The organism is Bdellovibrio sp. SBM16 (assembly GCF_056175625.1).
The window spans coordinates 60,767-83,695 of record NZ_JBJKJG010000009.1 but is presented as its reverse complement, the minus strand read 5'-3'; the positions used below and the strand labels follow the sequence as shown (position 1 = coordinate 83,695).

Annotated in this window: 25 protein-coding genes; 11 read left to right on the top strand and 14 right to left on the bottom strand. The window is 43.6% G+C overall.

Translation table 11 applies throughout. The features are described 5' to 3' along the window. Positions 1-19: 19 nt before the first annotated feature. From AC04MM_RS10895 to AC04MM_RS10880, 4 genes are all read right to left on the bottom strand, one after another. On the bottom strand, positions 20-1,960 hold the full coding sequence (locus AC04MM_RS10895) for an ATP-binding protein (protein WP_475380387.1): 1,941 nt from the start codon (positions 1,958-1,960) through the stop codon (positions 20-22). Then, positions 1,953-3,269: a hypothetical protein gene (locus AC04MM_RS10890; protein ID WP_475380386.1), complete on the bottom strand. Its 1,317-nt coding sequence runs from the start codon at positions 3,267-3,269 to the stop codon at positions 1,953-1,955. The genes AC04MM_RS10895 and AC04MM_RS10890 overlap by 8 nt, the downstream gene beginning before the upstream one ends. Positions 3,270-3,278: 9 nt before the next feature. Beyond that, positions 3,279-4,322: a rod shape-determining protein gene (locus AC04MM_RS10885; protein ID WP_409478953.1), complete on the bottom strand. Its 1,044-nt coding sequence runs from the start codon at positions 4,320-4,322 to the stop codon at positions 3,279-3,281. 172 nt (positions 4,323-4,494) lie between these two features. Beyond that, positions 4,495-5,649, bottom strand: coding sequence for a hypothetical protein (locus AC04MM_RS10880; RefSeq protein ID WP_475380385.1), 1,155 nt, complete (start codon positions 5,647-5,649; stop codon positions 4,495-4,497). 209 nt (positions 5,650-5,858) lie between these two features. Here AC04MM_RS10880 and AC04MM_RS10875 point away from each other — a divergent pair, with 209 nt between their 5' ends. Then, positions 5,859-6,503: a hypothetical protein gene (locus AC04MM_RS10875; RefSeq protein ID WP_475380384.1), complete on the top strand. Its 645-nt coding sequence runs from the start codon at positions 5,859-5,861 to the stop codon at positions 6,501-6,503. 10 nt (positions 6,504-6,513) lie between these two features. Beyond that, positions 6,514-7,215, top strand: coding sequence for a hypothetical protein (locus AC04MM_RS10870; protein WP_475380383.1), 702 nt, complete (start codon positions 6,514-6,516; stop codon positions 7,213-7,215). On the opposite strand, the gene traF is transcribed toward AC04MM_RS10870, so the two are convergent. The 4 genes from traF to AC04MM_RS10850 all read right to left on the bottom strand — a co-directional run bounded on the left by traF (position 7,216) and on the right by AC04MM_RS10850 (position 10,736). Beyond that, positions 7,216-8,619, bottom strand: a complete 1,404-nt coding sequence (gene traF / locus AC04MM_RS10865) for a conjugal transfer protein TraF (RefSeq protein WP_475380382.1) — start codon at positions 8,617-8,619, stop codon at positions 7,216-7,218. Positions 8,620-8,715: 96 nt separating this feature from the next. Next, positions 8,716-9,738 carry a TerC/Alx family metal homeostasis membrane protein gene (locus AC04MM_RS10860; protein WP_475380429.1) on the bottom strand — a complete coding sequence of 341 codons (1,023 nt, stop codon included), beginning with the start codon at positions 9,736-9,738 and terminating at the stop codon, positions 8,716-8,718. A gap of 22 nt (positions 9,739-9,760) precedes the next feature. Then, on the bottom strand, positions 9,761-10,192 hold the full coding sequence (locus AC04MM_RS10855) for a GNAT family N-acetyltransferase (protein WP_475380381.1): 432 nt from the start codon (positions 10,190-10,192) through the stop codon (positions 9,761-9,763). Positions 10,193-10,199: 7 nt separating this feature from the next. Beyond that, complete coding sequence (locus tag AC04MM_RS10850) at positions 10,200-10,736, bottom strand: YchJ family protein (RefSeq protein WP_475380380.1); 537 nt, start codon at positions 10,734-10,736, stop codon at positions 10,200-10,202. A 49-nt stretch (positions 10,737-10,785) separates the two neighbouring features. On the opposite strand from AC04MM_RS10850, the gene AC04MM_RS10845 reads away from it, so the two are divergent. Beyond that, a complete protein-coding gene (locus tag AC04MM_RS10845; RefSeq protein WP_475380379.1) occupies positions 10,786-11,931 on the top strand; it encodes a winged helix-turn-helix domain-containing protein in 1,146 nt (381 codons plus the stop codon). Between the two features lie 20 nt (positions 11,932-11,951). Further along, positions 11,952-12,965, top strand: coding sequence for a 3-oxoacyl-ACP synthase III family protein (locus AC04MM_RS10840; protein ID WP_475380378.1), 1,014 nt, complete (start codon positions 11,952-11,954; stop codon positions 12,963-12,965). On the opposite strand, the gene AC04MM_RS10835 is transcribed toward AC04MM_RS10840, so the two are convergent. Further along, positions 12,962-13,912, bottom strand: a complete 951-nt coding sequence (locus AC04MM_RS10835) for a hypothetical protein (RefSeq protein ID WP_475380377.1) — start codon at positions 13,910-13,912, stop codon at positions 12,962-12,964. The two genes, AC04MM_RS10840 and AC04MM_RS10835, sit on opposite strands and share 4 nt — an antisense overlap. Before the next feature lie 59 nt (positions 13,913-13,971). Between AC04MM_RS10835 and AC04MM_RS10830 the strand changes: the two genes are divergently transcribed. Continuing rightward, positions 13,972-14,604 (top strand): hypothetical protein, encoded by a 633-nt coding sequence (locus tag AC04MM_RS10830; protein WP_475380376.1) that lies wholly within the window; start codon positions 13,972-13,974, stop codon positions 14,602-14,604. Here the strand turns inward: AC04MM_RS10830 and AC04MM_RS10825 are convergent. Together AC04MM_RS10825 and AC04MM_RS10820 are read right to left on the bottom strand one after the other, a co-directional pair. Beyond that, positions 14,601-15,164 (bottom strand): ferritin-like domain-containing protein, encoded by a 564-nt coding sequence (locus AC04MM_RS10825; protein WP_475380375.1) that lies wholly within the window; start codon positions 15,162-15,164, stop codon positions 14,601-14,603. The two genes, AC04MM_RS10830 and AC04MM_RS10825, sit on opposite strands and share 4 nt — an antisense overlap. Positions 15,165-15,172: 8 nt before the next feature. Then, on the bottom strand, positions 15,173-15,490 hold the full coding sequence (locus AC04MM_RS10820; RefSeq protein ID WP_475380374.1) for a BON domain-containing protein: 318 nt from the start codon (positions 15,488-15,490) through the stop codon (positions 15,173-15,175). Between the two features lie 162 nt (positions 15,491-15,652). Here AC04MM_RS10820 and AC04MM_RS10815 point away from each other — a divergent pair, with 162 nt between their 5' ends. Continuing rightward, positions 15,653-15,934 carry a hypothetical protein gene (locus AC04MM_RS10815; RefSeq protein WP_475380373.1) on the top strand — a complete coding sequence of 94 codons (282 nt, stop codon included), beginning with the start codon at positions 15,653-15,655 and terminating at the stop codon, positions 15,932-15,934. Here AC04MM_RS10815 and AC04MM_RS10810 read toward each other — a convergent pair whose 3' ends face one another. Then, positions 15,935-16,534: a hemerythrin domain-containing protein gene (locus AC04MM_RS10810; RefSeq protein ID WP_475380372.1), complete on the bottom strand. Its 600-nt coding sequence runs from the start codon at positions 16,532-16,534 to the stop codon at positions 15,935-15,937. 432 nt (positions 16,535-16,966) lie between these two features. Here AC04MM_RS10810 and AC04MM_RS10805 point away from each other — a divergent pair, with 432 nt between their 5' ends. Next, entirely contained in the window at positions 16,967-19,135 is a 2,169-nt protein-coding gene (locus AC04MM_RS10805) for a response regulator (protein WP_475380371.1), read from the top strand. Beyond that, positions 19,119-19,385 (top strand): Hpt domain-containing protein, encoded by a 267-nt coding sequence (locus tag AC04MM_RS10800; protein ID WP_475380370.1) that lies wholly within the window; start codon positions 19,119-19,121, stop codon positions 19,383-19,385. The genes AC04MM_RS10805 and AC04MM_RS10800 overlap by 17 nt, the downstream gene beginning before the upstream one ends. 79 nt (positions 19,386-19,464) lie before the next feature. On the opposite strand, the gene AC04MM_RS10795 is transcribed toward AC04MM_RS10800, so the two are convergent. Next, on the bottom strand, positions 19,465-20,871 hold the full coding sequence (locus AC04MM_RS10795; protein WP_475380369.1) for a sigma-54-dependent transcriptional regulator: 1,407 nt from the start codon (positions 20,869-20,871) through the stop codon (positions 19,465-19,467). A 244-nt stretch (positions 20,872-21,115) separates the two neighbouring features. Here AC04MM_RS10795 and AC04MM_RS10790 point away from each other — a divergent pair, with 244 nt between their 5' ends. From AC04MM_RS10790 to AC04MM_RS10780, 3 genes are all read left to right on the top strand, one after another. Further along, positions 21,116-21,316, top strand: a complete 201-nt coding sequence (locus AC04MM_RS10790; RefSeq protein ID WP_475380368.1) for a hypothetical protein — start codon at positions 21,116-21,118, stop codon at positions 21,314-21,316. Positions 21,317-21,659: 343 nt separating this feature from the next. Continuing rightward, positions 21,660-22,103 (top strand): hypothetical protein, encoded by a 444-nt coding sequence (locus AC04MM_RS10785; RefSeq protein WP_475380367.1) that lies wholly within the window; start codon positions 21,660-21,662, stop codon positions 22,101-22,103. A gap of 29 nt (positions 22,104-22,132) precedes the next feature. Beyond that, entirely contained in the window at positions 22,133-22,387 is a 255-nt protein-coding gene (locus tag AC04MM_RS10780) for a hypothetical protein (RefSeq protein ID WP_475380428.1), read from the top strand. A 3-nt stretch (positions 22,388-22,390) separates the two neighbouring features. On the opposite strand, the gene AC04MM_RS10775 is transcribed toward AC04MM_RS10780, so the two are convergent. Then, positions 22,391-22,900 (bottom strand): pyridoxamine 5'-phosphate oxidase family protein, encoded by a 510-nt coding sequence (locus tag AC04MM_RS10775; protein WP_475380366.1) that lies wholly within the window; start codon positions 22,898-22,900, stop codon positions 22,391-22,393. Positions 22,901-22,929: the final 29 nt, after the last annotated feature.

The following is a 22,929-nucleotide window of genomic DNA, read 5'->3' as shown; positions in this document are numbered from 1 at the left end:
TCTCGCGCTGAGACGGCATTTATGGCTTGAGACTTTTTGGCGGACTGATCGGAATGATGACCACAAATTCAGTGCCCACACCTTTTTGTGAGCGCACTTGAATTTCGCCGCCGTGATTTTGAATGATACCATACGAAATACTCAGCCCTAAACCAGTGCCCTGTCCGACACCTTTGGTGGTAAAGAACGGTTCAAAGATTTTTTCCAGTGTCTGTGCATCCATACCCGAACCGGAATCTTGCACCGAAATCTGTACCCGGCCGATTTGATCTGCGCCGGCTTTTAACGGAATAGTCGTGATCCAGATTTCACCGTTACCCTGGATAGCCTGCAGAGCGTTTGAAAGGATATTCATAAACACCTGGTTAATCTGCGAGGCATAACACAGAACCTTCGGGATCGGCTCATATTGTTTATGAACCACGATACGGTTTTTAATATCGCTGCGTAAAATTTCAAGCGTTGTATCCAGCGATTCCTGAATATCGATTTCTTTTAACTGCGCTTCTTCCAGGCGCGAGAAATTTCTCAAACCCAGAACGATATCACGGGTACGCTGAGCACCGTCCTGACACGATTTAATCAGACGTGGTAAATCAGATTTTACAAAATCGTAATCGATCTCTGCAATCTTTTTGCGGATATCCTCGTCTTTATCTTTGACTGAATCAATCACACTAAAAAGATTATCGGTATACTCTTTTAAATGCGTCATGTTGCTGTAAATAAAACCGATCGGATTATTTAATTCATGCGCAACACCCGCTACCAGCTGGCCTAAACTTGTCATTTTTGCCGAGTGCACCAGTTTCGTCTGGGCTTCAACTAACTCTGAATTGGTTTTTTCGAGCTCTTTGATTTTTTTGCGCAGATCCATACGTGCCTGAAAAACTTTATAGCTCATCTCATTAAATGCTTCGGTTAACAGGCCGATTTCAGTCTTATTATTAACCGGCAACTGGTGCAGCTGTTCACTGCGATCAAACATTTTAAAACCGTTAATTAAACGTTCTACTGGTTTTAAGAACCAATTGGTGGTGATTAAAATCGTTAGAATCAGAAATAATGAAACCACTGAGACAACGGTAACGAACGCAATGTTCACGTTTTTCAGAATGGCCTGCGAATCTTTTTTCAGTGTTCCGAGACCGATATAAAACTTTGAGCGGTCCCAGCTTAGCGGGTACAGAATAAAGCCGTAATTTTGCCCGTACAGGTTGTAATCGACCAGCTTGTCATCAATCACTTTACTGCCTGCAAGTTTGATATTACGAAATTCATTACGCGAAGCCGCGATCATGTTTTTCTGGTCAGAAACCAGAAAGGATTCGATTTTTAAGCGCGAACGGATTCGGCTTAAGAATAATTCTTTAAGTTCAATAATCTGTTCAAAATAGCCGACGTGCTTACCATTGGCGTTTAAAACTTTAGAAAACAGAATCAGAGAAACTTTGGTTTTGGCTTCATCGACAAAACCCAGATCTGACTTATCTTTCAGATTTGAAAGATATTTTTCATTAAGCAGGATTTTTTCTGCTGTTAGCTCAAAATGACGGATCTGATTTTTATCATCGCGGTAGGATGTCGTGATCAGACGGCCTTCGCGGTCATAAAAAGATAATGACGTTATCGGGCTGCGGCCGATCCATTCGATTGAAAGACCGTTTAAAGCACCGCGGTCAGCCATGGTTAATGCCGCTACCACGCGGGCATCATTGGCATATTGTTCTTTCTGGGTCTGAACAGCACGGTAATAATCGGCAATGATGGTTTCAATTTCTCGGCCATTACCCTGAAGACGCTGTGACACTTCCTGATCAAAGGCTTTTTCGAATTTAAAAACAGAATACCAGCCGACAAAAAGCAACGGGATAATAGAAAACAAAGTAAACCAGACAATCAAGATTGATCTCAGTGAGCGATAGTTTTTACCTAAAGATAATGGTTTTTTCTTACTCACCTTTATAGACCTCGATAATAAAACGGCTTTGGCCTATCGGCAGCACGCGCGGGTGCGCCTCGAATTTATAGTTTAATTGGCCGTACTGCTGGATAAACGCCACCAACTCTTCACGTTTTTCTGTCGGAAAAATAAAGTGAAAATAACTGATGTTTCGGTTTTTAATCCAGCCTAATTCAACTTCACCCGCTTTTTTTCCGCCGATGGCGATGATCCGGTCACGGATAATTGAGGCTACTTGGTCAAAATCAGTCACTGTAATCTGGCCGCGGTAAACCCCGGTCGCCGGCACTTGTTTAACCGGCTCAGGCGGCAGCGGTGGTTTAACTTTGGCAACAACCGGTGCTGAAACTACGGCAACAACTTTGTCGCTAACAACAATCGGTACTGACACCGTCGCCACAGAACTGACGGTAACTGCAGCTTTTGCCTCTGACCCGTTAAACACCTGTCCCTCGGGAGCTTCTTTTTTAGAAATCGCAACTTCTTCCAGGATCACTTTTTTAGCTGTCGTATCACCGATCGGCGCTTTGAGAAATGTCGGACGCAGGAACAGTCCAGAAATAATAATGACCAGCGCCAACAGGCCGATCGCTATTTTTTTCTGTTGTTTGATTTCTAACTTTTTTAAATTCTGTAATTGTGCTGAATTACCGAAGACCTTCATCACATCATCAAAATGATGACTTGCATTTAGATCATTAAGCTCGGCTTTGAACTTAAGAATTTCGCTGCGGTAATCGTTGTAGCGATTGTTGTCTTTTAGCCTGCCTTCCATCTTTTCTGAGATCGCAGGCTCAGTCAGGCCAAGCACATATTCGATAAAATATTCGCTAATGAATAAAGTCGACACGTCCTCACTGTTATACTCTTTTAACTTAATATCTTTTTTCTGTTCGAAGCGAAGCGCCGGAGATGCTATGATTTTTTTTACGCTTTGGTTGAACAGGTAGTTAACTTTGCTGAGCGGTATTTTAGTAATGCGGGAAATGTCTTTAAACGATGCCAGCTCCATAAGGGCCACCATCACGATAAAAGTTTCGTCTTTATTGCATTTTTGCAGAACACGTTTCCAGTAGTTTAACGGTGTTGCGGTAAATTCAAAATTACTTGAGCCGGATTTAACCGGATCACGGCGCTTATAGATGCGATAGAGTTTCTGGATGCCCTGAAAAACCTGCCCGTAAGCAGATGAAGAATGATCAATGCCGGTTTCAACAATCAAGCCGAAAATATCGCGCGCTTGCGATGGGTTCGGATAAAGTAAGTGACAACTTACCCATATTTTTTTGAAGGATTCAATCGGCATTCTTCAATTTTAATCAATAGTTAGCTGACTGAGTAGGTCAATTTGGTCTAGGACCTTACCCGAACCCATCACAACGCAAGTTAATGGGTCCTCAGCAATAGAAACCGGTAGTCCAGTTCTTTCTCTGATTAAGATATCCAGGTTGGCTAATAGCGCTCCGCCGCCCGTTAACACGATACCGTTATCCACGATATCCGATGCCAGCTCCGGTGGCGTTTTTTCTAAAGCCGTACGAACAGCATCAACAACTTCAGCCAATGGATCCATAAGTGCATCGTTGATCTGTGTACTTGTGATTTCGATAGTTTTCGGGGCGCCGGCAACGAGGTCGCGGCCTTTAACTTCCATTGTTTTTTCTTGTTCAAACGGAAAGGCGTTACCGATTTTTAGTTTAATCGCTTCGGCCGTTCTTTCACCGATCAGTAAGTTAAACTGACGACGAACGTAGTTGACGATCGCTTCATCGAATTTATCACCGGCAACTTTAATTGATTTACAGTAAACAATACCGCCTAAAGAAATAACCGCAACACCGGTGGTACCACCACCCATGTCGACAACCATGTTTCCTGAAGGCTCAGTGATCGGAAGACCCGCGCCGATAGCGGCTGCCATCGGCTCTTCAATTAAGTGCACTTCACGCGCACCAGCAGACTGGGCTGCCTCTTTTACCGCACGTTTTTCAACCTGGGTAATGCCGTAAGGAACACAGATAATAATTCTTGGACGAACCAAAGATTTTTTCTCGCCGATAGATTTTTTGATAAAGTAACCAAGCATTGCAGAAGTTACTTCGAAGTCAGCGATAACACCGTCTTTGATCGGGCGGATAGCTACGATCGAACCTGGTGTACGACCTAACATTTCTTTGGCTTCTTTACCTACGGCTAACACGCGGTTTTGCATGCCACGATAGTTTTTTTGAACTGCAACGACTGAAGGCTCATCTAAAATAATTCCGCGGCCTTTCACATAAACCAGCGTATTAGCGGTTCCTAAATCAATCGCGATATCGTTAGAAAAATAGTCTGCAAATTTATCAAATAATCCCATTAAATATTCCCAGGCGTAGCTTATTTCGAGTTGCTATCTTTTAAGTCTAGGAATTTAAAAAAAGATGGTCAATCCAGATATTTAACGCATTAAGACGACAAAAGGGCCTGGTTATCCAGACCCTTCGTTTGAAGTTGATAAAATTTTAGGTCAAAAGACCGGGAACAAATTCTTATTTTACCACCGGTTTACACTCTAAATTCAGACGGTAGCCTGAGCGGGAAACGCTGATTTTTGTCGGCGTTGTGATATTGGCTCTAGTGCTAACCGAAGAGTCAATCATCCCGTAACGCGCGATTTGCTCATAACTTGCTGAGCCTGCGTCTGTAGCTAATGAACCTTCAGTGTGTAATTTCACTGATTTGGTCACATCGTAAGACTGATTCATTAAGTCTTCAGAATAAGCACTGGTGTAGTCGATCGCAGTTGTATTCTTTCCGTCTTTTTCTTCACCTTTACAGTTATAACCAGTATAAGCTGCCGCATTTCCTGTGGTTGCGCCTTGCGCCTGACATGATACTTCGATTGATGTTGCGTCGCTGTATTCATCTTGTGGAGCAATCAATAGTTTAGTTTCAGAACCGGCAAAACCAGTTACTGACGCATTTAAATCACCGTCAACACCAGTAGCTTCAAGTTTAATCATATCCGCTTTACCAGTTTCTTTCGTGTAGTACATTTTAATTTTCGCCAATTTTTCTGAGTTAGAAAATTTAGTACCTGTCACGTTAAAAATGCCTAAGAACTTTTTGCTGTAGGTCGCGTTTGTAAATGCAAACATATTTACACCAGAAGCGCTGTTTTGAATAACTTGCACCTGCATTAAACCGGTATCGCCGATCGCATTACCTTTTTTAACAGCTAAACGGCAAGCCACTGTTTTCATATCCGGATTATTGATAATTGTGCCCGTACCAGTGCCCGGAGTAATGATGCCTGTGTTGTTCACACACACACCGTTTTGTAACACTTGACCGATTCCACAAAAACCGTTGTTTTGTGCGCCGGCACATTGTTCTTGGTACATTTGCTGGCGAGTCATGCGCGCCACAAAACCATTGGCCTGATCATTTAATAAGATATCGCAGAAAGTTTGCAGGCTAGAGTACCCGATCGCGCCCATCGTGCGGCCCTGTTCAGTACACGTATAGGTGTTGTCGCCGTTGATATTACAGCTTTGACCTGGATACATACTATATTGTCTAAGCGTTACGCCCGGTACACTTACCACCTGTGGGTTGTTATTACCGCCGCCGCCACCTTTATCACAGGCAGAAAAAGCCAATAAGGATAAAACAAGCGCAGCTTTAACGTTTAATTTTTTCATATAAAGTCCCTCAATTCGTTTTTTATAAACCTCAACGAAAGAAAACAAAGCACGTCTTAAGCCAAAAATACGTCTCATTTTAAGAGGGCTAGACGACCAAAATCCTGTCAAAGTTATAGTCAGTGACCAAAAATTGTTTCAAAATGACGTGATATACGACACGAATATTCTTATTAAATATTCACTCTGAGAACACCGATAAATTAGGCGTGGATGGTATTTTAGTTTTATTAGGATTAATCGTTAAAATCACGATCATGGGTTTTGCCACTTTTATCGTGCTGCATGTTCTGCGCAGTATGAAAAAGCGCACCCTACGCGACGACATTGCCAAAATCGAAGCCAAAATGGCCGCTTACCGGATCAATTTAAAAAACCGTGTAAAGAAAAAAGCCAAACGTTTCAGAGCTTCCTACCCGGCAACCATTACGACCGGCGAACCTATTGATATCTATTTAACCCAGTTATCTGAAATCAGCTTTGAAAAAAACTCGGATTTTCAGGACTACATCGACATCAGTAAAAAAATTAATAACTTTATCGACCTGGCCAATATCGATAAAAATTCGGATGCAGCCCAGGCCAAATCATTAGACATCGATAAATGTGATTTTATGGGTGCTGACTTCAAAAATGAAATCAATATTGTGCGCTTAATCAACGATATGGTTTCGGTCAGTAAAGCGCTTTCTAAACAAGTCAGCCGCTATAACCACTTTGACCGCCGTGCAAAAATGCAGGCAGCAGAGCCAATCAATTTTGCCTCGTTTTTTGAATTACAAAAAGTTTTTAAAAGTAAAGAAAACCAAGATGAACTTAATGACCGCCCTGACGACATGGCGAAGTCAGCCTAAGAAGGAACAAATGATGAAAACAACCCTTAAAACCGCACAAGTCTTACTAGCGACATTAACTTTATCAGCCTTAGGCCTAGCCGGTTGCAGTAAAGAAAGTGAATTAGATACCATTAAAGATGCACAGATGTGTTTGAATAAAGCTACTGCGGGCAATGGCAGCGCGCAAACTTGCGTAAGCAAACTGTCGGCGATAGCCACACCGCAAGCCAATCAGTTAAAATGTGCGGCTTACTTTATTGATGAAGGTTACGGCACGCCTACTAAGTTAATTGAAGCGATTGAAGCCGCTGAAAGTGGTGGTGGTTCAAGCTCAATCAATATGATTTCTGAACTTAGCTTTTCAGATACAACTCAATCGGCAGCCGCTTTTGAAGTTTGCAACACTTCAGGTATTGCAGTCTATTCGCAATTAAGTTCATTAGTGCAAATTTCGACGTTAGCAAAAGGTATTAATCCGGCAGCTTCGACGCCAGCCGAATTTGCAACAGCTGTCAGCAATATTCCATCAGCTGCGCTGGGAGAGCTAGTTACAGAGACTTACGCGAGCAGTTGTACGTCGAATTCAGAATCAGGCGAGGCTCTAAATGAATTTTGCGATGAACTAGGCGCAGCTCTGGTGACATCTAATTCAACGCAAATTGGTGATTGTCTGAAATATAAGTTAGGCGCCACAATGGTTAACCCAGGTAATGGCTGCCCTGCCAACTAACTAAAAATTCATTCCGAACTTAGCAGCGTAAATACGGCTTTCAACTTTGGTCGAAGAAGTTCCAACTTCTTCGCCGTACGTTGCGGCTTCAATATTAAAGATACCTAATAGTAAGGTCGTACCAGCTGTGTAATAACCCTGGTTCATACCCGCTCGGAACTGAGCTTTAAACCAGCCACTTGGTGAATAATCAAATTCAATACCGGCGTGCGTGGTTTTTGCCGTTGTAGTCGCTAATTTATGATTCAAATTTTTAAAATCCAGCATCGCACGTAATGTAAGACTTCCGAAAGTCGCAAATTCGTACTGAGAACCAACATCAAATACCTGCTCTAATTTATCCGGTGCCATGGTTGCTTCTTTATTAACTAACTTTTGCTTGGCGAAACTTGAACCCAAAACGTTACGAGCAACAAAAGACAAAGTTAGCGGGTACGTCTCTTCCTGAACATCTACCATTTTAGACTCTTGCTTTTCTTCTTTTTTAACTTCTTCAGCTTTTACTTCGGCTGTGCCGGATGCCCCAGGCTCGCCATCGATGGTTAATGCAGTCTCAGAAGCGCCGGAATTAACCGTTAAACTTAAAGCATCAGCTTCTTTTTTTGGCTCTTCAGCTTTGGCTGTGGCAGTCTCAGTTGCGCGTGCTTTAGCTTTTTTGACTTTGACAGTTTCAGAAGCCTGGGCCGGTACACGGCGAGTTACGGTTTTACTGAACCAAGATGGTGAATATAGAAGCCCGATATCACCGTCAAAGGCAAAACCTTCAGACGCACGGTCTGCACTGACTAAATCTGGCTCAGTCGCTAATTGTAATGCCACCAGTTTTTCTGAAACCTGCAGACGGTGAATACCTTTTAAGGTTACACCCCAAGATAATTCTTTATTAACTTCGCCACCGCCGCCGATAGCCAAGGTAGAATCTTTGATCACATTAAGATCTACGGTCGGACCTAACTGTTTATCAACTGTTACATCTAAAGATAAATCCACCGGCACTAAAGCAAAACCCCAGTGTTTTCTGATCCAAAACATTTCTGCGGCCTGCAGGCGAAGACCCATTGTGTCTCCCGCATATTTGTCGATCACGCCCGAAATTGCGTTGGCTTTATCGGTATCAGAACCTTCTGTGTCTGAAGCGTCTTGAACTTCTTTGGCAAAGTCGACGGTCTTTTTAACTCCACCGGCTCCCAGGATAGAAAACTGAATCTCATTATTTTTCTTCTTAGCAAAACCGGCTGGATTGTAAAAAATCAAAGTGTAGTCGTCAGCCACTGCTGTGTAGGCATTACCCATGCCCAGAGCTCTTAGTGAAACGTATTGATTGTGAATTTTTGTGCTCAGTGAATTTCCGGCAAATACAGCTTGCGAAAAAGAAAGCAACGCCAACGTCAGTAATGATTTCATATCAGATTCCCCGCTAAATAATAAAGCAGCTTTAAATTTATAGTGAATCATTCTGACTATCAAAATGATATTCTTATCCTAAAATGAACTGGATATTTAGCGTAAGACTTTGGTCGATGAAATAGGTTTTTTGTCGAGGAGAATCGAGGCCAGGATCGAGGTTGTTAAGATCAAAACAATTATGAGCAGCGAAAGCCAGATTGGAAAATGACCGTCAAAGTAGTTATTTAAAAATGTCATTTTAAGGCCGACAAAAATTAAAATGCCCGCCAATCCGTATTTGATATAACGGAATTTATCCACGGCCCCGGACAACAGAAAGTACATCGAGCGCAAACCTAAGATTGCAAAAACATTGCTGGTAAAGACAATCAGCGGTTCGTTGGTAATGGCAAATATTGCCGGAACTGAATCAATGGCAAATAGAATATCAGAAAGTTCTATAAATATTAAAGCCACGAATAATGGGGTCAGAAAAAATTTTTTATCTTTTTTTATAAAAAAATGATCGCCCGAAATCTTATGGTCTATATTAAACATGCGGTTTAGCTGGCGCAGTAAAAAATTTTTACTTAAATCAGGCTGTTCAACTTTCTCGATAATGATGCGAAAACCGGTCACCACCAAAAGCACACCGAAAAAGATAACCACGGCCTGGTACTTCATAAGTTCTGCACCGGCTGCGATAAACAAGGCGCGAAAGATCAGGGCCCCGAAGATTCCCCAGAACAAAACGCGATGCTGATAGACCCGGGGAATGCCAAAGTAAGAAAACACCACGGCAAAAATGAAGATATTGTCTATCGCCAGGGCCTTTTCGATTAAAAAGCCCGTCGTAAACTCCAACGCCAGATTTTTCGCAGTGAGTTCGGGGTCAAAGCCCGGAAGCTGCATCAATGAAGCGCGCTCGGATAAAATATAAAGAGCATATTTATGAAAAAGAAGATTAAAAATTACAGCGCAGCCGACCCAGATCCCCGTCCATGCCGCTGCTTCTTTAACTGTAACAACGTGGGCTTTTTTATGAAAAACACCTAGATCTAACGATAAAACAAAAGCAACAAAGGCAACAAAACCTAAATAAAACCACCAGTAATCGTAGATCGTAAAATAAACCATCAGGAACACTATCCTTATATGGCTATTGTCCTACTTTCTTTTTGTAAACAATAGCGCGTAAGTTCCAGCCATTTGTTTCGTAGAACTTTTTACCGCGTTCGTTTTCAATGCCGGTGCAAAGACGCAACCCAGTGCATTGATTGTCTTTTGCAAACTGTTCGGCGTACTTTAAAAGTTCTGCGCCATAACCTTTTGATCGCTGCTGCTCGGTTGAAACTAAATCATCGATATAGCAATGCTTACCATGCACGTAATCAAATAATATGCGGTAACCCATGATCGCCAGGATCTGGTTGTCCTTGGTTAAAGCTGCAATTTCATAGCCTGTTGTCTTGTTTGACTGATAGTAAATATCTAAAAAATTTTGCAGAGTGATATGTGGGCGTAGCTCCTTCATCAGCGGATATGCCTGCTCTAACTCACTCTGTGTTTTAAGAACGGTGATTTGCTGCACAGATACTCTATTCTGCTTCTAAGCTACCGCAGCATTTTTTAAATTTCTTTCCGCTGCCGCAGGTGCATGGGTCATTTCGCCCGATTTTTGCCCCTTCGCGTACCACTGTCTGCGGTTTGTGGTGATGGTGTGGATCTTCACCTTCACGATGCGTATGGGCATCGCCATCGATAAAAAACCATTCACCGGATTCTGATTTGCGAAACTGCGAAACTTCATGGTGATCTAAACCTTCGCCGTCCTGTTCGTAAGTGGCGATAAATTCAACTGTACCTTTAGTGTCTGTTTCCAAACCTTTCTGGGTAGAAATAATTTTTAGTCCTTTCCATTTTGCACTTTGAGCCCATTTTTTTGTCGTCGCCACATCAAAATCATGGCGTGACTCAGGAGCCAGAGTAGTTTTTAAGTAGTCAATATTTGCAGTTGCGTACGCCGAATAACGTGAGCGCATGAGTTTTTCTGCCGTCGGTGCATTCTTTTGGCCGGTTAAAAATGGCTCGCAGCACTGATTAAAGCTGATATTTGATTGGCAGTAACAATTCATAAGATCTCCATTGCTAAATTAGATGTTTAATCTTAAAAAGAAACACAGGATGATTCAAATAATTTCTCCGTCACAAGCCAAAGATCTGTTGCTCAATGCCCAACGTCTTAACTCAACTCAACCATTTGGGTCAGGCACAAAGGCCGTTGTAAAAGCCGTAGCGCATTTAGGCTATGTGCAGATAGACACTATTAATGTCATTGAGCGCTGTCACCACCATATCCTGTACACGCGCATCCCTAACTATAAAGTCGCCGATCTGCACCGCGCCCAGACTATCGATAAATCAGTTTTTGAGTATTGGACACACGCCCTGGCCTATGTCCCGACCACTGATTACAAATATTTTATCAACGACATGAAACACCGGGAGAAAAATCCAGGGAGCTGGTTCGGCAACGTCGATAGCAAAGATTTAAAAAAAGTTTTCACCATGATTAAACGCGACGGCGCAATTTCGATCCGAGACATTAATGACGATGTCTTAGTTGAAAAAGACCATGCCTGGGCCAGCAAAAAACCGTCAAAGCGCGCACTGCAATTGGGATTTCACACCGGTAAATTAACTATTAGCGAGCGCATCGGAATGCTAAAAAAATATGAACTGGCTGAGCGCCATTTCGACTGGCCGGCAACACCGCAGGCTGCAAGCAGCGATGAGGTCAATAACTACATGATAGACCGCGCCTTACGCTCGCAGGCACTGGTAAATATTGAAAGCATCTGTCATCTCGAAAAAGCCGATAAAAAAAATGCCGTAAAAAAACTCTTGCTCGAACGAGTGGCGAAAAAAAAGTTAGTGCAGGTCGCAGTAAAGGGCCACGAAAAATCCCTTTATTATGCTTTACCTGAATTATTCGAACAGCAAGTTACACCTTCAGAACTGGTGCATCTTCTGTCGCCGTTTGATCCTTTGGTCATTCAGCGCAGACGCCTGGAGTTTTTCTTTAACTACGCTCACCGCTTTGAAGCCTATGTGCCTAAAAACAAACGAATTTTTGGCTACTTTGCCTTACCGGTGCTGGTCGATAACGATATTAAAGCGGTGATCGATTTAAAAACAGACCGTGAAAAACAAAAGCTGCGCATCCAACAATGGACTTGGGTCGGGAAATTCAAAAGTGCAGCGACCAAACAACGGATTGAAAACGAGCTGGATCGATTTGAAAAGTTTCAACTAGCCTCAGTAAAATAATTTAAGCTAAACTTAAAAGTATGAAAAAAGCAGCTAAAATCACCGGTATCGGTGGCTATGTTCCATCACGAGTTATCAAAAACACTGATCTAGAAAAAATGCTGGATACCTCGGACGATTGGATCCAGCAACGCACCGGAATCGTTGAGCGCCGCTGGGTCACCGAAGACCAAGCGACCTCTGATCTTGCGGTCGAAGCTGCTAAAATCGCCATTGAAAATGCAAAAATCGATGTTAAACAAATTGATCTGATCGTGGTGGCGACCTCAAGCCCGGACACAGATATTCCAGGGTGTGCCGCATTTGTTCAGGCAAAACTGGGCCTACCCGGTGTGCCCTATTTCGATATTCGCCAGGCCTGCTCTGGCTTTATTTATGGTATTTCGCTGGCCAATCAGTATTTATCGAGCGGCATCTATAAGTGTGCGCTGGTCATCGGCGCCGAAGTGCAATCAAAAGGTTTAGACAAAACGCCAAACGGTAAAGGTGTATCGATTCTGTTTGCCGATGGTGCAGGTGCGGTTATTCTCCAGCAAACTGATGTAAAAGATGAAAAAAAAGATCCGCATATTTTAACCACAAAACTTCATGCCGACGGTTCGGCGGCGACTGAATTATGGATGCCGGCTCCCGGTAGCGCCTTTGGCGCCGAGCGCGTGACCAAAGAAATGATCGAGAGCGGAAAAATTTATCCACAGATGAACGGACGACTGGTGTTCACCCACGCCGTGACGAAAATGCCAGAAGTTTTAGGCGAGGCCATGCAAGAAACCGGTGTCGCTCTAAATGAGATAGATATGCATTTTTTTCATCAGGCCAATACACGCATTAACCAAAAAATCTGCGAAGACTTGGGAATTCCTTTTGAACGTGCACACACCACAATTCATAAATTCGGAAACACGACAGCGGCCACAATTCCATTAGGGATGTACGATGCCATGCAGGCCGGTAAGCTTAAAAGCGGCATGACGATTTCAATGGTCGCTTTCGGTGCGGGTTTTACCTGGGCCTCTGCGATAGTTCGCTACTAGAAATTTAGACTGATATTAAATATAACACCGCTTTTACCTTTAAAGCGGTTATCTTTGGCAAAGCCAAGAAACGGCTGTAACTGAAAATCCAGGATATTACGGTATATATTCTGGTGCCAGGTTACAGATACAATATGCTCGTGCAGGTGGTACCTTTCACGGTTATGTGAATTAAAAATCCAGCTATAGGTAAACGCGGTTTTTTCGGAATAATCCTGACTCAGCGCCAGACCGTTGGTCACAAAAAGTTTGTGAATCTTTTCCTGATATTCACCTTCGTTGATGAACGTGATGGCCCACACCGGGGTAAATTCGTAATTGAAGTTCACCGCCTGAAATGTTCCCGTACCTTTATCGGCATCGGCGAAAAATTCCAGTTTGGGATTCATCTGAAAATTTCTGAGTTCGGCAACACTTTCAAAACCCAAAGAATGCGATACTTTTAACGGGTCTTGTAATTCAATGCGTGGCTGAAAAGTTGTTCGTACGTTTCCCAGTTTACGAAAAAAACCCAGCGTAGCCCCGTAGTTTTTACGACGTTGGGTTTTACGCAGGTAACCGCTCTCAACACCACGGCCGTCTTCTTTTTCATCGTATGAGGTAAATTTAAGCTGCATAAATTCTTCGAGGTTTGGCAGGCGCGGACGAACAGAAATGCTCGTCGTGTTATTGAAGTTCTCTGATTCAGTAACTGTTGTCGTGTTGTCGATACGAAAACTGGATTTGTTTTTGGCACGGGTAACTCTTTTGCCGACCAGAAATAGATCGATCCCTTCGGTAACACCGTCAAACCAGGTCGAGATATCCCGGTTACTCTGGATAAATTTTTCTTCCCAGTTGGTTTCTTTTTCCGGCGCGGGGTCTTTCGCATCAACCGGCTTTTTTTGGGCATTAGCCGGCCAAGCGATATTGATGCAAATAAATAGACTTAATAACCTGATAAGCAAATATTTTCCCCGTAAGTTTTTGAGTGTACTTTTACTATCATCAACCGTAATCTTGCCATATGACAAACGTAAAAGTTTTATTTCTGCTGTTTTTCGTGCTTGGCCTTGAAGCAATGGCCTATGAACCACAGGAAGGAAATGTAACCGCCACGATCGGATCGTTTGTCAGCCGCACCGATTACCCCGGATCCGACAGCGGGTTTAAACCGCCATGGTACGGTGATGTTGGTCTGATCGTACAGGGTGACATCAATGAGTATGGCGCTTTAGAGATAGCCATGTTTCATATGCAAAAAACCTATGTTCGCCGCAGTGGAGCCTCGATCGTCGCTGAAAAAACTGAGCTTATGCATATTACTATGGGTTATCGCTACTGGATCAGCCCTCTGTATTCGGCATCGCTTGCATTTTCTTCATCATACCCGATGGGTGAGCGCCGTATTATACACAATGAATTCCAGGGCACCGAAGTCATCGATACTTCGGCAGCAGATACAGTTGATTATGGTTTTGATTTTTCGCTGGCCGCTGAACTATGGAACAGCGGCCGCTACTCTGTGATCGGTGATCTTCGTTATGGCTTATCAGTTACCGATAAGCAGGACGAAGAAGGAAGCCATTACGGCATTATGCTTGGGCTGAAATATCTGGTCCAAGAAAAATTTCCAAAACTGACGAAAGAAAAAAACTAGTTTAAAGTTTTTCGGCTAGCTGTAACCAGTAAATCAGCAAGCTCATTGGCATGCTCTTCTTCATCAGCTAAGATTTTTTCCAGCAGTCTGCGCGTTGTCGGATCATTGTGGCCGAACCATTCAATCATCTGACGGTACACTTCAATCACTACACGCTCTGCAACCAGGTCTTCACGAATCATTTCAGTTAAATCGGTGGCGGTGCCATACTCGGTTGCAGACAGTGCTGCGACTCTTGCAGGGCTCATTTCCGGATTGCCGCCCAGCTGATCAATACGCTCTGCCAGTGCCCAGACGTGTTCATCCTCGTTGGCTGCATGCTCTCTAAATTCAGCGGCGACTTGCGGAAAATTAATCCCTTTGGCAATAACCGCATGATGACGATAGCGCAGGACACAGAGAATTTCTGTAGCCAGAGCTTCATTTAAAATCTGGCACGCTTTTTCGATATCCAACGGATAATCCCCGGTGATGGCCCCGTTATTAATGGCGGTCATGGCGTGACGACGAATTTCTTCAATATTAAATAAAGACTCGGAAGCTGTTTTTTTTGTTTCCATAATTCTCCCTATAAACCCGGATCGACAATGAGGTTGTTTACCACCTGCTTCACACCGGGAACTTTGTTTGCAGTTTTAACAATGTCATTCACCTCAGCCTGGGTTTTCACCCGGCCTTCGATGGTTACGCGGCCAGTTTGCGAATAAATAATAAAGTTTTCGCTGTTATAATTACGCACGCTGGTTTTTAACCGGTCGTGCACACGCACCGTGGTTTTTAAATCTTCTAAACCCTGATACGGCACAACGACTTTACTGCCGTCAATCGCTGCGCTGGCAGGTAACACAGGAGTTAAAAACAGACTTAGGATTAAATATTTAAGCATCGCCATCTCCCTGTTATGCATTTTTGTTTTTACCAATATGATTCAGTCTGCAAATTATTAACCACTAAAAGCGAGACATAGTTCCCCGGTTCGACGCAGGTCTTAATGTTGCAGCGCTAAAACTTAACAGCTGTTATACTTATCAAAAGCAAAGGAGGGTGTATGGACAAAGATAAAGATGCACGCTATTCAAAGCCGGACAATCCCGACTCGCTTTTCTCGCGCTTTTTACAGCGTCAAAGTCATCAACCAACCGAATTACAACTTGAAAAATGGGAAGACGAAGGCGGTGTGGTTCCGGAATACAATGCAGAGTATGGCTGGTATGAAAACGAACCGTTGAGCAAAAAAATAAAACTGTTTGTTAAAAAGATGCTGGAAAAATTCAGCGCAAATGTTGCTCCGAAACACTTACAAACTAAAGCTTCGCAGCACCACTACTAGCTATAAACGCGAAGGCTTCAGCGAAGCCTTGTTATGTGCAGCTATTGCTTCGAATTGGCGTGTGAACTCGCGCCCCAAAAGAAGCTGCTCTTCGAGCGGAAGCAGGTCCTGAACAAGTCTTAAATAACTTTCTTCTTCCGAGCTCATATGACCTTCGACAACTTCGGCTAAGGCCTTCGCCTTTTGTTCGATATCTAAACTCCAGGTTAATCTGAAGTTTAAAACCTCAAGCTCGTCAATTAAAGTTTGCGCGAGGGCGTGTTCGGCTAATGCGGCAGCAATTTGTTTTTGCATTTGCGCTGAAAACATCACTTCATCATACAAAGCATTCTCTTCAGCCTGGGCATGGGCTGTCCACAGATAAACAAATTCAAGCAATGCGGCCTGTTTTTCTTCTTTATGCCAATGCGGGTATTTGAGTACCGCTGTCAACTCACGTAGTTGCCGGTGCTGATCAACGATGATCGCCACAATCGAGTCCTGGCGGGGAATGTCTATAAGTAACGGATGATAAGGCGCATCGCCCGATTCATCCTGCGGACGGTAGGTCAGATTTTTATCCCGGTCAAAATTGCGGCCGTGGCCAAGTTTATTCGCCATATAAAAACTAATCTAAGCAAGAAGCTTTCCAATCAAGTTGCTGGCTTTCAACTTGCAGAAATATCCATTTTTACTAAAGGGAGGGAAATATGACTAAGAATCCAAAAAAACATCCACGCTCACAGGAGCGCGGTGAAAGAAAAGCGGCGCACGAACAACAGACTTCGATTATGGGCCTTTCACGCCTTAGAGTAATGTCAAAAAGGTTCCTCCACAATTATGTAATCCCTATGACCCGAACTCTCGAGCACCGGTTGCAGAGACTCGAACAATCACTGTAATTTTTTTGCAGTTTTAAAAGCAATATACGTGTTAAAGGTGCCTGAAACAGATACGTTCTTAGGCACCTTGGTGATTTTTGCCCCGTTTAAAAAGAATTAACATCTTTTTTTTGATCCGAAATTGGCCGTATGTGAAAACTAGTTCGATTTTATGGCTAAGTCTTTCTTAAAAAATACATTCTCAGTTTTCTTCGATAAAGAAATTTTTACTGCAATTATTGCCGGCCTTACGATTATCGGCTTTATCTCTTGGGCGCACGTTCAGCGATCTATCCAAAAAGATGTCAATCACCGTCTCGAGTACCAGGCCGAAAGCGTAACCGCGGCTTTAACTAACAGCCTTAATACGTATGGGCTTTCGTTATCATACTCGCGTGCTTTTTTTGATACCCACCAGAATCAAAAAATCGAGCGAGAAAACTTTCGCACCTTCGTCGAACGTCTACAGGCGCAGTCGACCGCCTATAATTTACTGAGCCTTAACTTTGCCACCAAAGCCGAGTTAAAGACGCTCGTCAACAAACTGCCTAACTCACGCAGAAACGATATTTTACAGGCATTGACAGCAACTTCGACCATTCTGACCTACCCACTTGATAGTAAATCCGCTCGTCCATTTGCACCGACCGATGAGTTTTCGATGATTTTAGCTATTCCTTACTATGGCCAACAGAACACCCCTGTAACTGAACAGGAACGTGCCGCCCGGGCCAGGGGCCTGATTTATATTCCGGTTTCTTTCAGACATTTATTTACCCATATGCTTGGCCAGCCCAATAGCGCCAAAGAAAACGTTAATTTCTCGCTCACCTATATCGATCCAGACACTAAAAAAGAGATTGTCGCCTATACCCGTTTTGCGGACCATGACAACGATTTAAGCCTGCAACGCACTCATGAGATCGACCTATACGGTAAACGCTGGAAGATTGCGGTCATGGCCATGCCGGATTTTCTATCGATGAGCGACCGGTACTTGGGAAATATTGTTGCTTTGGCCACGGCTTTGGTTATTGGTTTATTGCTGAGCTTTTTTAAACAATTTGAAAACGCAATCAACCACGAAGCGAAAGAAAAACAGCTGCTTGAAGAATCCGGTCGCATGAAATCAGCCTTTTTAGCCAACATGAGCCACGAAATCCGCACCCCATTAAACGCCATAACCGGCTATTCTGAAATCCTGAGCCGTACTGACAGCCCACATGAGCGCCGCACCCTGATTGAAAATATCCAGAAGAACAGTACCCACTTAACAGGAATTATCGATAACATTTTAGCTATTTCAAATATTGAATTTGGGAAAACTGCAATTAGTACCCAGCACATTTCAGTGCGCGAACTTTTCTCTGAAACGCTGGTCACGATGTGTAACCGCGCGCAGGACAAAGGCATCGAATTTAACGTGACTGCCGAAGGCCCGCTGCCTGAATTTATCGAGACCTCTGAGGCCCGGGTTAAACAAATCATGACCAACTTATTGGGTAATGCGATTAAATTCACTGATATCGGCAGCGTCAGCATTACATTTAAGGCCGAGGGTTCGGCTAACGGAGATAAATTTCTCATTATTTCAGTGGCTGATACCGGCATTGGTATTTCTAAGCATGACCAGGCCGATTTATTTCAGTCGTTCGCCCAGGCCGATGTTTCCAGCACACGCCGATTTGGCGGCATTGGTTTAGGTTTGGTTGTTTCCAAGCGCATGGCCCTGCAATTTGGTGGCGATGTCATTCTGGTTGAGAGCCGCTTAGGCCGTGGTTCAACCTTTATTGTCAAAATTCCGTGCGGCGCTAATCCTGCAATAACTTGGAGTGAGAATGTTCTCTCAGACGTTATTAAGACAAAATCCCCGATGCAATACCACAACTTCAGCCAGCTTACCGGTAAAAGAATATTAATTGTGGAAGATTCTGAGGATAACCAGGATATCTTCAGGTTTTTTCTGCAATCAGTCGGCGCGATTACAGATGTTGTTGATAACGGTGTTTCGGCCGTACGCAATGTGCGTGAACATGATTACGATCTGATCTTAATGGACATTCAATTACCTCAGATGGATGGCCTGGAAGCCACCCGTCGCCTGCGCATCGAAGGTTTTAAAAATCCGATTATCGCACTTACAGCGCACTCATCACCGGAAGAAAAAGCCAGTTGTATCGAAGCCGGGTGTGTTGGATTAATCACTAAACCGGTCAGTCAGGATACATTAGTACAGCAAATTTTAACTCTCGTGAATGACTCAACCAAAGACGTTTCTCCGCAAAAAGTTGCATTAAAACGTAAGGAAAATTATGATAGAAACTATGCAAGTTCCCGTTGAAGCCCGCCAAAAATATCTTGAACGCCGTAAGCAAGATGTCATTGCCAGCAAAGAGGCCTTGAGCAAACTTGATTACGCATTTTTGGAGCGCTTAGGCCACCAGATTAAGGGTAATGCCATTACCTTTGGTTTTGATGAGCTGACTCATATTGCCGTGGCCATCGAACAAGCCGCAAAAACTAAAGATACCGCCCAACTCCAAGAGCTGGTTACCCGCTTTGAAGCAGCCATTCTCAGCGCCCGTTTATAATCTTAAATATCAGCCATAAAAAAAGCCCTTAAACGTTATCGCTTAAGGGCTTTTTATTTACCGATCAGCGCGGGGCACCCTAGTGCTCCAGCTGGTGTCTTTCGATCTCACGCAGGCGGCGGTAAAGCGTTTTACGGTCGATCTGTAAATCACGGGCCGTCTTTTCTTTGGCGCCATTATTTAACTCTAAGACATGCTGCACGTATTTATTGACCAGTTGTTCAACCGTTAAGACCTTGCTGTTACTACCGAACACAGGAAAGCGCACACCAGCTTCTTCTTTTTGTTCGCCGCCCGTACGGTTTTCTGTGCTGCACACGTCTTCAAATCGGATCAGTGTCGAGTTTGAAAGCACGATAGCCCGCTCGATGGTATTTTCTAACTCGCGCACATTGCCCGGCCAGGGGTGGCTCATCAGATAGTCGTGAGCATCTTTACTAAACTGCTTCACTTTAGTGTTATTTAACGCCGAGTACTTTCGTAAGAAAAACTCAGAAAGTGGCAATATATCCTCTTTACGCTCGCGTAATGGTGGAATCCAAATCGGGATCACATTTAAACGGAAGAATAAATCTTCACGGAAATTTTTATTAATGATTTCCTGGCGTAAATTTTTGTGGGTAGCTGATAAAATACGGACATTGACGTTGCGGTACTGGTTTTCACCGATACGTTTAATCTTTTTTTCCTGCAACACTCGTAGGATTTTAGCCTGTAACGGTAAGGTTAAATCACCGATTTCATCCAAAAACAACGTGCCGCCATCGGCCTCTTCAAAAAGCCCGGCTTTTTTATCAGCAGCGCCGGTGAAAGCTCCCTTCGAGTGACCGAACAATTCAGATTCTAATAGATTTTCAGGAATAGCCGAACAGTTTATCGCGACAAACGGTGCTTTTTTACGGGACCCCATACTGTGGATAGCCTTGGCGATCACTTCCTTGCCGGTACCGCTTTCACCGGTAATTAGAATATTCGCATTTGACTGCGAAACACGGCGGGCTAGTTCAAGTGCGTTTTTAATGCCGGCACTTTTACCGATGATTCCTTCGATGCTGTTATGACCTTCCTGCAGCTGAACCACAGTTTTAAGAGTCGAATTTTCTTCCTCGACACGGGTTAAGTATAATGCCCGCTCAACTGAAACCAACAGTTGCGGAAAGTGCAGCGGCTTTACGACAAAGTCATAAGCGCCGGCGGCAATGGCTTCGACAGCGGTTTCAACTTTTTTATTGGCGGTGATTAAAATAATCGGAATTTCGCAGCCAAGCACCTTTAAGCGCTGGGTGAATTCAATACCTGAAAGTCCCGGCAACACCAAATCAGTGATGATCACATCACACCTCACTTTGGCGCTGCTGATTTCCTCCAAGGCCGATTGGGCGTCGTCATAGCAGACAACATCGTAGTTACGAACTTTAAAGAAACTCGTGATAAGTTCCTGAATGTCCTTATCATCATCAATCATTAAGATCTTTGCTTTTCTCATCTTTACTAAATCCCCTCTTATTTAGGGGTGATCTAACATACGTAGATTTTTTCCCCAAGAAAAAAGTAGATTAATTCCCCGATTTTCCTAAACATCCTATTATTTAAGCGAAATTCAGTTAAGATTTTTTGATAGCTGCGGGTTTCTGCCAGAGGGCTTTGCAAAGTTTTGCGAAAACGCAATGGCCTCGAGTTTGCTCCTCGTAAAAACTCAAGATTGTATCCGTCTTACAAGGAGTAAGTTTATGAGAAAAGTTGCACAAAATTTTTTAAAACGCCGTTCAAAAGCAGGCTCAGCAAGCAAAGCAAAAAATAAAAAGCCAAATGCACAGATTCGTAACCCGTTGGTTGAAAATGCACGCAAACTTTTATCCGGCGATATTAACTTTTTTAATAAACTTAAAGAAAGAAATATGCGCCGCAGACTTACGACGGCACCCGTTTAAATATAATTCACTGCAGTTTCAGAGATAGCTAAGGATAACTTAGCTATCTCTGATTTCGCGTGACCCAAATTACAACTGAACTTTTAATTTACGCCCCACACACCCGGGGCGTTTTTATTTTAAAAATAATAAGTACGATCTGATGGTGGCACCGGCTCTGCATTGGTAATTTATGTCAATGTGACATGGAAGGCAGAGATTCATTAGCTCGCTTGGCGAAATAATGGTGTCAATGCCTCGCAGAGACAATCGCGACTACTTTGACTGATACTCATAGTAACCGTGAAAGGGCCAAATACGAGATGTCTAGTATCTGGCCTTTTTTATTTTTACCGGCACTCATATGAAAACAACAGCGTTCGCGATTATTCTATTATCAAGTTTAGCACTACCATGTGGCGCCGCAAGCCTTGCAGAAAAAGTGACCGCCGAACTGCAATCTAAGAACGGATCCCAGGTCTCGGGACAAGTCGATTTTTTTCAGGCTGGTGACGGTATTGAGATCAAATATAAAATTAAAAACTTACGCCGTAACAAAGATTACGTTTTACGTATTCATGAGGGTCCGGAGTGCACCGCTACGATTGTGACAAGCACATTGCCTGTTGTGACAAGTAACAAGCGCGGCTCTGCTGAAGGCACTATGATCGCCAAAAATTTATCGGTCAGTAAAGACACTCCCAGTACAACCCGGCTACTGGACCGGACCATCACAGTCCACACGGCAACTGACACTCCGTCAGGTACCGGCTTAGCCTGCGGCAAAATTAAATCCACAGTTAGATAAACTGTCAGTTAAAAGGAGATCCTATGGAAATGCAAACCTGTGAAAAATGCGGCAACCAATATGATAAGGCCTTTACTGTCTTGATGAACGGCGAACAGCATGTCTTTGACTGCTTCGAGTGCGCGATTTCAAAACTCGCCCCGCACTGCGCTCACTGTAACACCCTGATCATCGGCCACGGGGTAGAAGCTGAAGGTGATTTTTACTGCTGTGCCCACTGCGCCAAAGCGCATGGGCATTTCATGATTGATCGTCCAATCCAGGAAAAAGTACAGCACGTATAAATTTTAGTGGTGCAGATTAATTTTTTCGTGATGGCCTGCAGTCATAGGCTTATCACCGACCATCGACTTAAAAAAGCCCGCAACTTTTGTGACCGGTGAACTTGGAGTATCCCAGTACTCAACATCCTGTAGCTCGATACGTAACAGCACCAAATCAGCGGTCTCTAGTCCCTGCGGAAACCAGGCTTTCATCATCGGTGTCCAGATCTCACTCATATGGGCGCGATCAAACACTTCGTAAGCCAGCCCGGAAGCCGACACAAATTTTTCTTTGCCTGCAGAAAAAGTCAGTTGCACATGATGGTTATGGCGGATTTCAGAAACTAAATGTGAATTTGAAGACGTAAAAAACCAGAGATTGCCATTGGCATCTGCTTCTTGCGTGTACATCGGCCGGCTACATAGCCCACCGGCATGATTGTGTGTCGTCAACATGCAGATCGCTGCGTTTTCGATAATCTCACCGATTACCCGCAGATCTTCAGTGGTTGATTTTTTCATTTCATTTTTCATAAATAACCCTTTCGTTAAAACTTTCCCCT